9 protein-coding genes are annotated in these 16,491 nt (G+C 57.6%); 5 read left to right on the forward strand and 4 right to left on the reverse strand.

Annotated elements, in window-relative coordinates; genetic code table 11:
* Positions 1 to 46 precede the first annotated feature (46 nt).
* The 5 genes from VC35_RS27335 (at position 47) to VC35_RS27355 (ending at position 8,780) form a co-directional block, all read left to right on the forward strand.
* Complete coding sequence (locus VC35_RS27335) at positions 47 to 3,361, forward strand: RHS repeat domain-containing protein (RefSeq protein WP_185754872.1); 3,315 nt, start codon at positions 47 to 49, stop codon at positions 3,359 to 3,361.
* A gap of 319 nt (positions 3,362 to 3,680) precedes the next feature.
* Entirely contained in the window at positions 3,681 to 4,229 is a 549-nt protein-coding gene (locus tag VC35_RS27340; RefSeq protein WP_046043801.1) for a fimbrial protein, read from the forward strand.
* A 95-nt stretch (positions 4,230 to 4,324) separates the two neighbouring features.
* Positions 4,325 to 5,080, forward strand: coding sequence for a fimbrial biogenesis chaperone (locus VC35_RS27345; RefSeq protein WP_046043802.1), 756 nt, complete (start codon positions 4,325 to 4,327; stop codon positions 5,078 to 5,080).
* 18 nt (positions 5,081 to 5,098) lie between these two features.
* Positions 5,099 to 7,612: a fimbria/pilus outer membrane usher protein gene (locus tag VC35_RS27350; protein ID WP_046043804.1), complete on the forward strand. Its 2,514-nt coding sequence runs from the start codon at positions 5,099 to 5,101 to the stop codon at positions 7,610 to 7,612.
* Positions 7,613 to 7,685: 73 nt separating this feature from the next.
* Positions 7,686 to 8,780, forward strand: coding sequence for a fimbrial protein (locus VC35_RS27355; RefSeq protein ID WP_046043805.1), 1,095 nt, complete (start codon positions 7,686 to 7,688; stop codon positions 8,778 to 8,780).
* Positions 8,781 to 8,823: 43 nt separating this feature from the next.
* Here VC35_RS27355 and VC35_RS27360 read toward each other — a convergent pair whose 3' ends face one another.
* The 4 genes from VC35_RS27360 to VC35_RS27375 all read right to left on the reverse strand — a co-directional run bounded on the left by VC35_RS27360 (position 8,824) and on the right by VC35_RS27375 (position 16,305).
* Positions 8,824 to 10,305: a hypothetical protein gene (locus VC35_RS27360; RefSeq protein WP_046043806.1), complete on the reverse strand. Its 1,482-nt coding sequence runs from the start codon at positions 10,303 to 10,305 to the stop codon at positions 8,824 to 8,826.
* A 152-nt stretch (positions 10,306 to 10,457) separates the two neighbouring features.
* Entirely contained in the window at positions 10,458 to 12,665 is a 2,208-nt protein-coding gene (locus tag VC35_RS27365) for an autotransporter outer membrane beta-barrel domain-containing protein (protein ID WP_046043807.1), read from the reverse strand.
* A gap of 234 nt (positions 12,666 to 12,899) precedes the next feature.
* Positions 12,900 to 14,855 carry a hypothetical protein gene (locus VC35_RS27370; RefSeq protein WP_046043809.1) on the reverse strand — a complete coding sequence of 652 codons (1,956 nt, stop codon included), beginning with the start codon at positions 14,853 to 14,855 and terminating at the stop codon, positions 12,900 to 12,902.
* 262 nt (positions 14,856 to 15,117) lie between these two features.
* The gene (locus VC35_RS27375; RefSeq protein WP_046043810.1) at positions 15,118 to 16,305 is read right to left on the reverse strand and encodes a pyridoxal phosphate-dependent aminotransferase; all 1,188 of its coding nucleotides are present in this window, start codon (positions 16,303 to 16,305) and stop codon (positions 15,118 to 15,120) included.
* Positions 16,306 to 16,491 lie beyond the last annotated feature (186 nt).

Raw genomic sequence — 16,491 nt, forward strand, 5'->3', positions numbered from 1 at the left:
CTCCTATCAGTACGAAAGGCTGTCCAGCGCACTGGCTGGAGAAACTGTGCTGAAAACCACTGAACTGTTCGCCGGTTTTGACGGTATCCAGAAAGCGATGTCAAAGCAGCACTCGCTAATCACTGGTGAAACGGTGCTCTCCACTGACCTCGACGGCGTAGAACTGCTACGTCAGTATGACGCGCTGGGGCGGGTGACCAGGGAAATCGTCTCACCGAATTTTCCTGATGTTAAAGGCGAGCGCATCTACACCTACAGCCTGACTTCGGCCGACGGTCAACAGGCGTCACAAAGCGTCACGGAAGTCAGTGGCGTGACGAGCTGCACCCGTTTCGACGGTCAGGGGCGAGTGATTTACCAGGATTACGCTGAGAAAACGGAAACACCTCGGCAGGTTTTTGCAGCCAACTATGATGCGCTGGACAACCGTGTCGAAGAAACCCGCTACGACTGGCTCGATGGACAATCCATCCCGTTGCGCCAACAGTTCGAGTACGACGCCTGGGGCGTCGTCTGTCGTACCATTAATCCGGACAGTAGCGTGAGCAATCTCTTGTGGTCGCCTTTTGGCAGGAAGGGGCCGATCGAATACAGCTGGCTGGAGACAGCAGGCGCTCAGTCAACGATCACTATCAGTAACCTGACAGGGAGCGAGTACAACGATTTCGGCAAGGTTGATCGTGTTGAACGACTGGACGCGCAGCCATTGATCGAACTGTGCCGCCAGGAACCCGCGCGCTCGGTGATCGAGCACCTCAAGCAACTACTGAAGGATGCCGGATTGCCCACCGTTGGGGTCGCTCGCTTTCACTACGACGGCAAGAGCAATTGCGTTCAACAAGACGAGCTGTACGATGATATCGAGAGCTCGACGCACTTTGCCTACGATGCGTGGAATCGTGTGGAGGCAACTAGGCTCGCCGACAACACCGTAATCCAGCGAGAGTTCGCAGAGCAAAGTATTGACCAGCAGGTCACTCGCTTGAACGTCAAACCCAACTCTGCCCCCGAAGTGACGGTCGGCCAGCAAAAATTTGACAGTCTCTTGCGCCTGACTGAAGTGAGCATCGGCGACTCGGATAACCCGCGAATCGAGCAATATCGCTACACAGGTTCGCAAATGCAGCCAAGCCAGCGCATCACCCCGCTGCAAACGTTCGACTATACATACAAGCCCGAACTGACCCGGCAGCCGACAACCATCAAAGCGGGCGAAGATCAGCCGGCGACGTACGTCTATGACCCCAAGACCGGGGGCATCGTCAAAGCCACCAATAACCAGGGACTTCGTGCTTACCGCTATACCCCTGGCGGCCAACTGGAGCATGAAAGCTGGACCGATACAGACGACAACACGATGGAGACCCACTACGTCAACTCCCTCCTGGGGCGGCAGCTCAGCCGCAGCATCACCGGTGGCCTGGATACCGTGCACACCTATGACGAATACGGACGAGTGAGTTCGGTCACCCAGGGCAAGTTGAAAGCCGATTTCGAATACAATGCGCTGGGGCAGGTTCAGCGTACCACCAGCCGAAACGAAGTAACGGGCGTCACGCTGGTCGCTGATGTGCAATACGACACTCAGGGTCGCGAAGTTGAACGTATCCTGAACGTCAGCCATCAACCACCCTTCACCATCACCCAGACCTGGCAGGGCGACAACCAGCTCAAAAGCCGCCACCTTAGCGCGGACGGGCGCAGCCTGCTCACCGAAGAGTTCGTGTATGACCAGCGCAACCGACTGGTGCATCACAAGTGCTCGGGCACCCAAAAACACCTGCCGCAGGATGCTTATGGCAACTCGATTGTCAGCCAGGTGTTCACGTTTGATGCGCTGGACAATGTTCAACGCGTGGTCACGCAATTCGAAAACGGGCTCAGCGATGTCGCGCGATTCTTCTATATCGATGAAGACTTCCCCGACCGCCCCAATGATCCTTGTCAGCTAAAGAAAATTACTCACACCTACACTGACGGCGGCTATTCCCCCAGCCAGACATTCGAGTACGACGCCAACGGCCATATGCTCAATGACGAAGCCAACAGGCGCATGGTCTACGACAACCAGGGTCGCCTGATTGCCGTCAAGGATCCGACGGGCCAGCAAACCCTGATGACCTACCGCTATGACGGGCACAACCATCTGGTGGGTGTTCGTCGGGGCAACGAAAGCGAAACGCTGCGCTTTTACCAGGGCTACAACCTCAGCCACACTCGCCAGGATACGACGCACATACAATACCTGTTCGATGGCAATCGCCCACTGGGTCAGCAGCAAGTGGATGATCACGCCCAGACGATGCTGCTGATGACGGACGGCAGCCCGAATGTCATTGGCGAATGCTTGCAATCGGGTGTCAACACGGCGGTCTACAACGCCTACGGTGTACGCAGCAGCAGCGAAGGCGAAATGCGCAGTCTGCTGGCGTTCAACAGTGAGGTGTGCGAGGAGGTCATTGGCTGGTACTTGCTGGGTCGCGGCTATCGTGCCTACAACCCGAACCTGATGCGCTTTCACAGCCCTGATTCGTTCAGCCCGTTTGGCTCGGGCGGGCTCAACCCTTATGCCTATTGCCTGGGAAACCCCATTACATTCCGTGATCCGAGCGGTCATCGTGCAACTTACACGCGCCCGGATAACCCCGGATACATCGATCCCATCGAACAACCTAAAGGGACATCGTTACTTGGAAAAATAGTCAGTATTCTTGGTTTTGTTGCCATTGCCGTAGCTGCAATCGCCGCCGCCATCTTTGTTCCCGCCGCCGGATGGGTTTTCGCTGCTTTGGTGATCGGTGCAATCATTACATCGATAGGTGCCGCCGTCGCCACGTACGGAACTATTGCTGACGATGAAACAGCTTTTTACGTTGGCTCAGGTCTTACAATTCTTGGGGGTTTAATTAGCGGGGCCGCGTTTTTTAGCAGGGGTAATCCGGATAACCCCGATAAACCTAGCCCTCCACCAAGCCAAAGTGGAAGTAACGATTCTGGTTCATCAGGCCCGAATTCTAACTACATACGCAATATAGAAAACTTAACAGATGAAAGCGCACTTGGTCGCCAACAGGGGCCAGGCCGTCAAAATTCAATCTACGTTAGTGATTCTGACGAGTTGGATTTTAACCAATTCACCGACAACCTTAGTCAACGCAGTAATTCATTGCCCAATATTTTGCCTAGTAACAATGACAATCAATCAATACAGCCCGACATTACACCCGCTGCCCCTGCCCCCGCACTACGACGTTCGTCTATACCGGATACTTTCCCTAAATCCAAACGAAATTCAAAAGGAGAATGGATTGTAGATCTCCAGAATAGGATTTTTACGACAGATGGTCCAACTCGAAAATAATCTACTTTATTTTTAGCCCCCACCACTAACGTCAAGTCTCTCACACGAGCGTGCAACCACTTACAGGTTGCACGTTCCCTTACTGCCACTATCTTAAACTCAACGCCCCTCCGCAAACACCTTTCAGCATTTCTCTCGAATCAATTTCAACATAAATTCAACTGAGAGTTCTCTCATATCCCTCCCCCCTCCCGCCTCCTAGAATTCCTCCCATCGAGACACTTGCACTCCCCCAACTTACCCCTCGCTAAACAGTGCAACAACGGCGGCGTCTCGACCTTTAGAACGCCGGCACTGTGTCAATAAAAGGACTAATATTTTGAAAAAGTCGCTACTCGCACTTTCCCTCGGCCTGGCTGCAGGCGTGGCCGGCACTTCGGCATTCGCCAATACCGGCACCATCAACTTCGAGGGCCAGATCACCTCCGGTTCCTGCCCGATTGAAGTCGTCAACCCGGCGGACAACTCCATTGGCAACCAGGTAAAAATGGGCAGTGTTGCAGCCAGCCGTTTTACCGCGACCGGTCAGGAACACGGGGGCAAGAGCTTTGCGCTGCGCGTGCCGGACAATTCAGGCTGCAACATCACCGCGAACAGCAAGGCTAGCGTGAAGTTCAACGGCACCCCCGACCCTAGCGGCAGTTACTTTGCCTTGACCCCCACCCCAGACGCTGCCAAGGACGTGGTGATCGCTCTCAAGGATAGAAGCGGCACTCCACTGGTTCCGGGCACCTCATCACCCGATTACGACCTGAACGATTCCGGCCCGACCGACCTGCTGTTCTACGCAACCTACCGCTCGACAGCGACGACAGTGACGGCCGGTAGGGCTTCGGCCGACGTGCAGTTCGTCGTCGACATCAACTAATCCCCGCCCCCTGCCCTCCTTTGCCACCCACATCGCCAGGGAGGGCACCAAGCGCTGTCCAGCAGTCGCTTACACCTGAAAAAAGGTAATGAACCATGTTCGGTTTGATCAAGCAGGCGGCCGCTTCCCGGCCTGCCCTTGGCGTCTGCATGTCTGCAATCATGCTGGCGACCAGCATTCCCGCCGCCCAGGCCGCCTTGACACTCAGCGGCACGCGTGTGGTGTTTGAGAGCAACAAACGCAATACGTCATTGATAGTCGCCAACCCCAGCAAACGGATATACGCCGTGCAAACCTGGGTCAACACCGCCGCCGATGATGCAACCACGGCGGTGCCGTTCATGCCTTCCCCACCCTTGTTCCGGCTCAACCCCGGCAAGGAGCAACAAGTCCAGATCAATGGCCTGCCGAACGATCTGCCGACAGATCGGGAATCCTTGTTTTACTTCAATGTTCAGGAAATTCCGCAGGCCAATCCAGAGGCGGGCAATGTCCTGAACATCGCCCTGCGCACCCGAATCAAGCTGTTTTATCGCCCAAGCCAGCTCAAGGACAACCCCATGGCCCGGCTCAAGGACCTGCAGTGGTCCATTCGCCGGGCCGACGGCAAAACGCAGCTGGAGGTGTTCAACCCGACCCCCTTCCACGTGACGTTTGCCCGCCTTGCCGTCAAGGGTAATGACCACAGCCAACTTGTCGAGAAAGCCGAAATGGTGGCGCCACTGTCGCGGCAGACCTTTGTGTTGTCGGGAACAGTGCCTTCGAAGGGACTGCAGGTCGAGTTCTCGGCCATCAACGATTTCGGCGGTAATTCCGCACAGCTGAACCTGCCCGTTCAGATTACCCCTTGAGACAGTGCGCCCCCGACCATGACCATCCCCCTATCCTTTGAGTGCCGACGCACACCGCGGCTGCACCTTGTTCACGTGCTTGTGGTGGGTTACAGCGGCGCCACGCTCGCTGAGCCGAGGCTCGCACAGGCAGCCCCCCCTGTTGAATTTCAATCAAGCTTCATGCGCCAGAGCCCGGATCATGCAAGCAGTGCGGGCCAGCAAGCGCTACAGATCCTGGCTCAAACACACGATCTGGGACCGGGGCGCTATCTGGTCGAGATACAAGTCAACCTGTCGTACTTCGGCCAACGAGAAATCGAGTTCATCCTCAGCCCCCAGGGCAATCAACTGACGCCCTGCCTGAGCGCCGAACTGCTGGGTCAGATGGGTGTACGGCTCGACAGCATCGCCGAACCCGAGCGACTGACAACCCGTTGCGTCGATCTACAGGCAATGATCCCCGGCGCCGAAATCGACTTTGATGGCAGTCAGCTGTTACTGGCAATTTCCATCCCGCATATCGCCATGCGCCGTGATGTGCACGGTCAGATCGACCCCGAACGTTGGGACCACGGCATCAATGCCGCATTTGTCAACTATCAGGCGACGGCGCAGCAAGGCACCAACCGTTATCGCGGCCGGCAAAACACCGATGATCTGTATCTCAACAGCGGCATCAATCTGGGACCCTGGCGCTTGCGCAGTAACCAATCGTTGCGCCAGAACGACGACGGCAAGCGTGAATGGGCCCGTGCCTATGCCTATGCGCAACGCGACCTGCCCGGCACCCACGCCAACCTGACACTGGGCGAAACCTTCACCAGCGGCGACGTATTCAGAAGCCTGCCCATCAAGGGCGCGTTGATCGGTTCGGACATGGGCATGCTGCCGGATGTCCTGCAAGGGTACGCACCGGTGATCCGCGGCGTCGCACAAACACGTGCCAAACTTGAAGTTTTCCAGAACGGATATCCCATCTACACCACCTATGTCAGCCCCGGCCCATATGAAATCGATGACCTGAGTACCAATGGCGGAAGTGGCGAACTGGAGATCGTACTGACAGAGGCCGATGGTCAGGTCAGGCGCTTTACCCAATCCTTTGCCAGCGTCGGTAATCTGCTGCGCGAGGGCGTTTGGCGTTATAGCACAGCCCTGGGTCGCTACAACGGCGCGCAGAATCTCGAGCAGCCACTGCTCTGGCAAGGCACCCTGGCCATGGGAACGGGGTGGCACTCGACGTTGTATGGCGGCCTGATGGCCAGCGATTTCTACCGGGCCGGGACTGTTGGTGCAGCCCGGGATCTGGGTAGGTTCGGCGCCCTGTCTCTGGACCTCACGCACTCCAGTGCCGATATCGATACGCTGGATTCGCCACAGGTCCAAGGCATGAGTTATGCGCTGAAATACGGCAAGTCCTTCGCCTCCAACACCAATCTGCGTTTTGCCGGCTACCGCTACTCTACCGAAGGCTATCGGGACTTCGATGAAGCCGTGCGCCAGCGAAGCCATGACTCCCATTGGTACGGCAGCCGCCGCAGCCGGCTGGAAGCCTCGATCTACCAGAGCATCGGCGCCAGCAGTGCCTTGAGCCTGACGCTGTCACAGCAGGACTATTGGCAAAGCAGCCAAACACAGCGGCAATACCAACTCAACGCCAGTACCCAGTTCCAAGGCGTCGGTTTGAACCTGTTCGCGTCACAATCGCTCAACTCGTCCAGGGGCAACGACCGGCAGGTCGGCTTGAGCGTCACGATGCCGCTGGATTTCGGCCACTCGGCCAATGCAACGTTCGACGCCCAGAAAAATGGCGAACATTTTGCCCAGCGCGCCAGCCTCAGCGGCAGCACCGACCAAAACCGCCTCAATTACCAGGCATCGGTCAGCCATGAGGACAGTGGGCAATCGGCAGCACTGTCGCTCGGTTATCAGGCCCCCTTCGGCAGCCTTGGCGCCGGCCTGACCCAAGGCCAGGACTACCGTAACGTTTCACTCAATGCCAGCGGCGCGTTACTGCTGCATGCCGATGGTGTCGAGGCCGGGCCTTATCTGGGCGAGACTACCGCATTGGTGGAGGTACCCGGCATTGCCGGTGTCGGCGTATTGAATGCCGTCGGCGTCAAGACCAATGAACGCGGCTATGCCCTCGCGCCGCACCTGCGTCCCTATCGGAACAATCAACTGGTACTGCAAACCGATCAGTTGGGCCCCGAAGTAGAAATCGATAACGGCACCACTCAGGTCGTGCCAAGGCGCGGCGCCGTGGTCAAGGCCTCCTTCCCCGCGCGGACCGTCACCCGTCTGCTCATCACCGGGCGAACCGTCAGTGGTCAAACATTGCCGTTCGGCGCACAGCTGGCCGATGAAAAAGGCACGGTCATCGGCATGGTGGGTCAGGCGGGCCAGGTCTTGCTCTCGACCAGCGCCGAGCCCCAAGTGGTGAATGTGAGCTGGGGCGAGCACGTTGAACCTCAATGTCAATTGCACATCGACCCCCAGCAAATGGATCAGGCGCAAGGCTATCGAATGCAGGAGTTGACATGTCGCTGACCACTGCAAAATCGAAATACACGCCACGGGCCAAGCCCCTGACTGCCTGCCTGCCCCACTCGGGAGAAACAATATGAAACGTTCCTTACACTGTTTGACCGGGCTGCTGGGGCTCGCGGCCGGGTGCCAGGTGCATCTTGCCGCAGCGGCTAACAATACCTGCGAATGGGGCGCCAACGGGAGCGGGACAATGACGTTCATCCAGGACCTTGGAAGCGTTTACATCCCCCGGGATGCCCCTGTCGGCAGCATTATCGGCAGCCGACGGTTCAAGCGAACCGACAACAATGAAAGGCGCAACATTATGTGTGATAACGATGGCAGTGTTCGCCTGACCTTCAACGCACAAACCAGCGTGCCTCCTGTTCAGGGCCTGCCTTCCGGAAGCGGTACATACGGAGCGGTGCACACGCTGTTGCCCACCAACATTCCAGGGGTCGGAGCCAGATTTGAACTGGGATTCCCGTTCAATGACAGTGCAACGAATGCATTCACCCCTGACACGGGAGATTCCACGGTTCCCTTCAGCGCCCACCATCAGCGTCCAATGGGAACAGCGCAGCTGAACTTCGCCAACCTTGAAAGCTACATCACGCTGATCAAGACGGGGCCCATTGCCCCTGGCCCACAAACACTGACCGGACAGGAACTGTTTAGCGGCGCCTTATCGGGTATCCCGGGCAAGAGCTTTCGGGTCGGACTGAGCGGCACGGTCATCCAGGCTCATTGCGGCAGCAACAAAGTCAGTGCCGACCCGGTACAGTTGGGAGACTGGAACCTTGCCGACTTTTCCGGCCCTGGTCATGTCACGAGCGCTGTTGCGTTCAACATCACCTTGAGTGCTTGCGTCGCGGACGACACCAACACCAACATCGCCACCGCCAATCTCCGCTTCGAGGGTAGCGGCGGGTCATCACCTGTCATCCCGGCAATTCCCGGCGTTTTCAGCCTGACTCCGGCGTCCGGTGCCAAAGGCATCGGTATTCAACTGCTCAGAGGGGACAGGTCGACACCCGTGGAGCTCAACACGGAAGTCCCGATACAGCAAATCACCACCGGTGACACCGTACTCGACTTTGCCGCGCGTTTTTACCAGATAGAGTCAAGAGCGAACGTCAAGCCGGGCGACGCCAAAGGTGCCTTGAACTTCACGCTGACCTACAAATAGCGCGCACCCGGCCCCGTTGATACGGGGCCCTGACTGCTGACGGCTAGTCAACTAAGGTCAATTGCAGCAGGGGAAAATTGGGCGCTGCCAAAGGCGGCCATGTTTGTCCGCCATCAAAGCTCAGATAGACCTTGCCCGTTAAAGGCGCATTGCGCCGCAGCGTATTGAGGAATGCCTTGGGGACTCTGATATCGGTACTGAAACCAATCCCGCCTACGACTTCCTGCGCCGTGATCGCACGTTTCCTGATCGCTTCGAACACCAGATCCCCCGATGTGCCGACTCCCGTCATGGTGATCATGATCCATTGATCCGTTGTGATTAAACTCCATTTAGCCAGCGTCAACCGGGCCCCCACGGGTGCAACCGCGCTATAACGCAGGTTGCCACCGGTCAGCCCGTCACATCGCACAGCCTCGAAGCGATTGCTCGGGATGGTTTGAACCTGAAGCTGGCGGCGGAAGGAAAAATGCTCCCCGTCCTGCTCGTCAATTACGCGGTATTGCACTGATAAGGTCTTGCCGATGTGAGCGGCCACTGCCTGCATGTCGACCTGATAGCGGCGCTGTCCCGGAGAGATGGGCTGCTCAATCCGACGTGCACCCAGGGTTCCGGGCTCACCCCACTGCACCCACATTCGTTCGCCTGGATAAATCACCGCGTCTACCGGGATTTCCACCACCGCACCTGTCGTAGCCAGCAATGGATCCAGCGTCTGTTGCTCTCCCGCGCCCGACGCTTTCTCAACGGTAGGCCATGGCAGGTTACGAGGTATCGGGGTCGCGGCAACGTCCAGCTCAACAGGATCGGAAGGCGGTCGACTCACGTTACCTGCACGGTCGGACACCTCGTACCAGGCATAACGCAGGCCGTCCTTGCGATCCCGTATCAATTGGCCCTCGATGGTGACTACCACGGGCAGCTCGTAGTTTTTTTCATCAAGTTCAATGACCCCCCCCTTATTCAGGTTGCCCCGGGTTTCCCCCCAATACCAGGTGATGCAGTCCCAGGGACGCGGCGTTGTATAAACAGGCAGGTCCACCTTTACCTCATCGTTGTTTTGTTCAAGGTAGCGAGCGGTGAGCGTGTTGGGCGGGAGTACGGCAGAAGGAAAAACAAATGCACTGGATGGATTGAGCAATGGCCCGTTTTTATCAACGGTGATCACGAGTGGATCCGACTCATGAGGCGTCCCACTCCAGATCGTCACGATATAGCGAAGTTCGTGTACACCCGAGGGGAGCTTGTCTTCGCTGATGGCAACAAAAAGATCGCTGGGGGGGATGGGTGCGGTCCACTCCTTGCGGCCGATTTCAACGTCATTGAGGAGGATCTGGACTGACTCCGGATCCCCCACGGACGGTTGCGAGTTTTCCCATGGATCGAAGCACACCTTGAGTGGATTGTTCGGGTCACTCCAGGCCGTTCGGTGCAACAGATTGGTTTCCCCGCCCACGACATTGCTCAAGGGAGCAGGGACTGTGGTCGGTGGCGGCAGCGGCACAACGGTTTGCTCTGATGACATGGATATCTCCTGCGCCGAGTGCCGAACGCTGGAGACTCGCAGAGTCAAAGAGCCCCGAGCGCAATCAACACTCAGCTCCGTTTTCGGGAGCGCCGAGTGCCGTCATCAATGACGGCACTCGGCAGTAATGGCTGGCTACTTCAGAGGTTCAATTACCAGCTGTAACGCGCACCAACGTTGAAACCCCAAGGCTGCTCGATTTTGTCGCCGTTGCTGTAATCAAAATCGGCGTGCACCGAGACCTTGTCGGTCAGGGTCATGGCGACCCCCGCTCCCAGCTCACCACGGGAGCCCGAAAGATCGGTTTTAAACGGGTTGTTGTTGACCTCGACATCGTTGTTCTCGGCGAACTCATGCACATAAGCCGCCCGCAGGTACGGTTGCACGACTTTGCCTTCACCCAGATTGAAATTGCGTCCGGCTGTGGCACCGACCTTGCCGAGCAAGGAGCGCGCGCGATCACCCTCGGCGGACATGCCGTTGTCCAGGTTGTAACTGGCACCCTTGACGACTACACCCGAAAGCTGGGTAAAAGGCTCGACAAAGTAATCGTCGGCCAACTTGATATGCCGGCCGAATTCGAGCGACGCACCGACGCCATTGTTGTTGTAATCACCTTTGGCTTTTGTGCCGTCGCTGAGTCGTACGTCGGACTCATTCTGGAAGCGGTTGAACTTGAGCACGCCGTCGAAATAGTACCCGCTCGGCTCATCCAGCCAGGTGGTGTAGGCACCCAGATAGTAGCTATCAACCGTGCCACTGGAGCCACGGGCCATGTTCAGGTCGGACTTGCTGTAACCACCCAGCAGCCCCACCAACCACTGCCCGTCACCCAACGGCAAGGGAGCATCGGCACCGAACGACAACCCCTGCTGGGTTTGCTGGTAGGCCACACCAGAACTGGCGCTGACATCGAACTTGTTGCCATAGGCCCGAATCCATCCACCGGCCTTGCCGTTGTCCATGCGTACTTCGCCCATGCGACTGCGCAAAGTGCTCAGTTCACCGTACCAGACAGTAGGCGCGGCATTGAACAGCGCCATCACCGATTGAGTACCCGGGCTGATGGTTTTTGTAGCCGTATTCAGAAACCAGTCGTTGTCGCCCTGCTTGATCAGGTCGTAGGAAAACGCACCAAGGTCGACAGCACCGCCGGCCAGTTTGAACGTCGCATCCCCCGAGCCGATATGGACGACTGCGGTCGATGCCGGAGCCTGCGGTTCAGTGCCGCTGCTGTCGAGCGCTATCACATGGTTGCCGCTGGCGTTGCCGGTGACCGTAAGGGTATCGATCTGGCCGGTGGTGAAGTCGTGGTGCATGTAGAACGTACCGCCCTCCCCCGACAACGTTCCCACAGAGAGCTTGAAGAATTCCCCAGGGTTGCCGAACTGTACGCCGCCACCATTCAAGGCCAGGTTTTCAACACTGCCATCGCCGACCATTATCCATCGGGCATCGCTGTTGACCGCCAGGTTCTGCACGTTTTCCAGGCGACCGGTCAGGGTGGCGAAGTTTTCCAGGGTTACATTGGCGGTGCTGCTGCCATCGGCAACGATATCGCCCACCAGATGACTGTTACCTACACGCAGATTGCCTTCGGCGCCCCTGACGACTTCCATCAATACGCCATTGCTGCCCGTCAGGGTCGAGCCATCGAGTACGGCGATATTGGCCGATACGGTCCCAGTGCTCAGCGGGTCGACAATAATGGCCGAGCCGTCACGCCCGATGACGTGAGAGCCTCTGAGATTCAGCGTGCCGGGGGCATCAATCGCCGGATCGAAATTGATTTGAACACCGTTCTTGGCACCGACAATGGTGCTGTCATTGGCATTGACCGTACCATTGAACAAACGCAAGCCCGCTGCGCTGCCCCCCGTCACCGTACTGCCGGTCAGTGTCAGTGTGCTCATGGCATTGACCGTCGCTCCGTTTTGCCCACCGGAGATGGTGCTGCTGTTCACTTGCACGACAGAGCCTCTGGTGTTGGCGGCATCGTGACTGAGTACCAGGCCGATCCGGTCGCTGCTGATAGCGCTGCCGGTAATGGTGGCGGTGCCTGCATCCAGATGAATGCCATTGTTGGTTCCAGTGCCCTGCACTTGACTGTCGGTCAGGTTCAAGTTGGAACCACTGCTGACTCTAATATCTTGTGTCCGGGCGCCGTTGGCATTCAACGTGGCGGCGTTGATCAATCGATAACTGTCGAACGCAGCGCTGCCATCGATGCCGAGCGTTGTTGCATTGACCGTGCGAGTCGCTGATACAGCGTGCTCGCCGAGTAACATCAGCGGAGCGAAGGACAACAATTTCAAGATTTGAGACAGGGGGCTCAGGGTGAACAAACGCGTGCCAGCCATAACAGGCTCCATGATTTCTGGACGAAAAAAACCGGATCAGCCCTACAGGCTGTGATGATCCGAACTACAAAGACGACGCAGAATATCCAGTAACAACTGATTGAAATGCGGGAGTATCCTTAAGATCCTGTAGGATTTTTTACCACCGGTTTCGACGCCCATCGCCGAATCAAAGCGATGGGTCCGTGCCCCATGACACGGATCACTGAGGGTTTGCTCCTGCCTGTTTTCACTTCACGGAATGACACAAGTTCCCGATCCCGCCGAGAGCACCACCCGCGTGTCTGATGCTGGCGATGGCACGGGTACGCTGTCGACAACAAGGGTGTAAATCACTTCGCCCTTGCCTTCCTGATCAGTGGGGCCTCCCCAGGTCGGTAACAGGTGCGTGTCATAGGGCTCGATCAGCCACATCAAGCCGTTGGCTTCCTGCTCGGCCGTGACAGGACCAAGCGTTGCGGTCTTGCCGGCTCCCGGCACGGGTTGAGGGTTGGCATATGTGGTGTAGGCTTTCCACTCCACGCTCACCATCATCCCTTCCTTGAGATAGTCGCTGGCTGGAATAAGGTATTGGAAGCCCATCTTGCCGCCTTCTGTATGCAGCGATCGACAGGTCAATCTGCCGTTGATGAGATGTTGTGGCTGGGCAACCGGCAAGTTCACCGTCAGAAACTCGATTCCAACCTCGGTTGGGTCCTTTGGCTCTTGAGGGTTGGCGATGGCAGGATTGGACAGGGAGTACGTCACCGGCATTTTCGGATTGTTGCCTTGCCGGCGGATCACGTCCCAATCCAGTTCGATTCGAATCTCGTCGCCGGCGGTATCGTTGGCGATATTAATCACATAGGGGGCGCCGATTGGAACACCATTCCACAGCACCTGATATTTGTCGCCATCGGCAATTGGATCGACCAGTTCGATCACCGCTTCGATGAGCTCGTCCTCATCACTGGCAACCAATTTGTTGGCAACGTTTGATTTACCAAACACATCCAGCGGCAGCAGCAACGGGTTGCCAGGCCACGGATCGGGATTGCCAGGGCCTGTGGTTTCGAAATTGACCATCACCGTGCCGGACGCACCACCCAGTTCGAGTATGCCGCGGTACAACTTGTATTCAATGGGGGTGGAAACAGCTCCGGTCGCGGCGCCGTACTGGTCACGCATGTGTACCCAGCTCACACCGATACTGATGGTATTACCTGGGCTAGAACCGACCGGCGTCTTATAATCCAACGCTACCCCATTCCAGATGATCTCGACCTCATCGGTGCTCTTCGCATGCAGAATGCTGGCGAACTCGACGTGAACACCCTGAAGCGCGTCGTTTCGATCGACATAACCTTTGGGGACCGCTTCCGGCACACTCGGTGCGGGGTAGGGCGTTGGCGGAAGGGTGCCTAGCGCAACGGGGATCAAGTCATACAACGAAATCCTGCTGCGGTTACCCGCCTTGTCGAAAATGGTATAGCCACCACAGAACCCACCGTCACCCAGTGAGCGAATGAGCGCAACCGGGAACTTCACCTTTCGGTCCGGCCCCAACTCGACCACGGCAATCGGAACAATATCGTTCGGGTCTTCGGGTAGCCGGTCCTTCATCCAGGCAAAGGCCACCCTGTCGCCTTGCGCAGCCCCGGCCCAGACGGGGATAGTGCCATCAACGTCCGTCAACCCGGCAAGTTTGTCCTCAGTAAAGGGCGGTGCAATTGAAAATGTAATCTTGTCAGGTGCCGCTGTACCGTTGGGCGGGGTCTTGTCGATAAAGACCGGTACATCTACCGACCAGGCAGACGTCCCGACCCAGTTCACATGCTCGTAGCGGATATTGAATGCCCCCTCGTTTTCAGGCTTCAACAAAAATGCAGCCGGGAGGGTGATCGGCAAAGGGAAAGTCGACGTACCGTGGGTGTAGGTGACAGTTGCAACATCTTCGTATTCATCACTGCCAGGCCGCGCAATCTGGAGTATCACGCTTTCAATTTCACCGTCATCAGTTGGTAGCGTTGCCCAGGCTTTAATCTCCAGTCCGATTCCGGCATCCAGTGACGCCCGAGGGAACAGGCCTGGCGGGTTTCCGGGCATCGTTACAGTACTGACATCCGGCTCGTCGAACGCCAATGGGCCATTGCGCCCGGGTACACGTTGACTCCATGCGGCTAATGATTGCTTGCTGTCTTGACTCGCCATGACATCGTTCTCCCATGAACAACACTTCGACCCTTGCGCACGCAATGGCCACCAAGCCTGTCTGGCAGATCGAGACATCGGGCAAGCACAACACTGTCCCTTCGCTCTGCTCGGTAACTGGACCTTGAGCGAATTAAACGGCAGTTTTTTACAACGCGATACTGTCAAAGTTGACAGGTACCCGCGCTTTTTTTTGCACGATGCAGTGCGTTTAAACGAGATTGAAACGGGCAATGGGACGCTCAAGCCGAAGTAAAAAAACTCAGGCCCGCCGCCCTTCAAGCATGTTCGTTACACACATCACGATACGTCGGCAGGCATCCGCCAGCTTCGGCCGGTCCACCACCAGGCCGATGCGAATATGCCCGGCCGCACTTGGCCCGAAGGCCTCCCCGGCCAGCACCGACACGCCATAGCCGTCCAGCAGTCGCTCGGCAAAATGCTGGGCCGACAACCCGGTCTGGCGCACGTCGACCATCACGAACATGCCGCCATCGGGGCGAATCGCCCGGATGCCAGGGCACAGGTCCAGGCTGGCACACACCAGGTCGCGACGCAGGCGATATTCCTCTCGCATCTGCGCCACGTGTGGCAGGTTTTCATCCAGCGCCAATTGCGCGGCGTTCTGGATGAAATCCGGAATGCCGAACAGCATGCACAACGACAGATTCACCAAATGTTCACACAGCGATTGCGGCCCGATCACCCAACCCACCCGCCAGCCACTCATAGCATGGGATTTCGACAGGCTGTTGATGGTCGCCGTGCGCTCGGCCATGCCCGGCAAACTCGCGGGGCTGATGTGTTCGCCCTCGAACAGCAACTCGCTGTACACCTCGTCGCTGATCAACCACAGGTCGTGGCGAATGCACAATGCGGCCAGCGCTTTCCAGGTCGTCAGCGGCAGGTTGGCGCCGGAGGGGTTGTTCGGACTGTTGAGCAACATCGCGCGGGTGTTCGGTGTGATCAGTGCCGCGACATCCGCCGGATCGACCCGAAAGCCATTCTGCGAACGCACCGGCACCGGCACCACTTTCGCCCCGCAGGCACCGAACACGCCCTCGTAGGTCACGTACATCGGTTCGGCGACGAGCACTTCGTCCCCCGGATCGAGCAGGCATTGCACGACCGAATACACCGCGCACTGCGCCCCGGGGAAGACGATCACGTGCTGCGCATCCACTGCCTGGCCACTACGCTGGCGATGATGCCGGGCGATGCTGTCGCGCAAACCCTGGCTGCCGCGCACCGCCGGGTAGTGGGTGTCGCCGGCCAGCAAACTGTCGATGGCCGCATGCACGATGGGTTTTGGGGTGTCGAAATCCGGGTCGCCGATCGACAGCAGCAAGACATCGACACCCTGCTCGCGCAGCGCCAGCGCTCGATCGTGAATCTGCCAGGCCGCCGCTCCGTCACCGGCGATTCGTTGGGTCAAGGCTGAGTAGCGCATGGCGTTCTCCTGTCGCGCGTATTCCTGGCGACAACCCTATCTCAAATCGCGCAATACGGCACCTTGCCAGCACTTGTTTAAGGGTGTTTAAGGTTACTTCATGAAAGCCACAGGACCTTGCGCCATTGCCTACGCTTACGCCAGAATCCGCCGGCTTGTGCGCCTTGGAGCCCATCGGTAACTTGA

This window comes from Pseudomonas fluorescens, from assembly GCF_000967965.1.
GTDB lineage: Bacteria > Pseudomonadota > Gammaproteobacteria > Pseudomonadales > Pseudomonadaceae > Aquipseudomonas > Aquipseudomonas grandcourensis.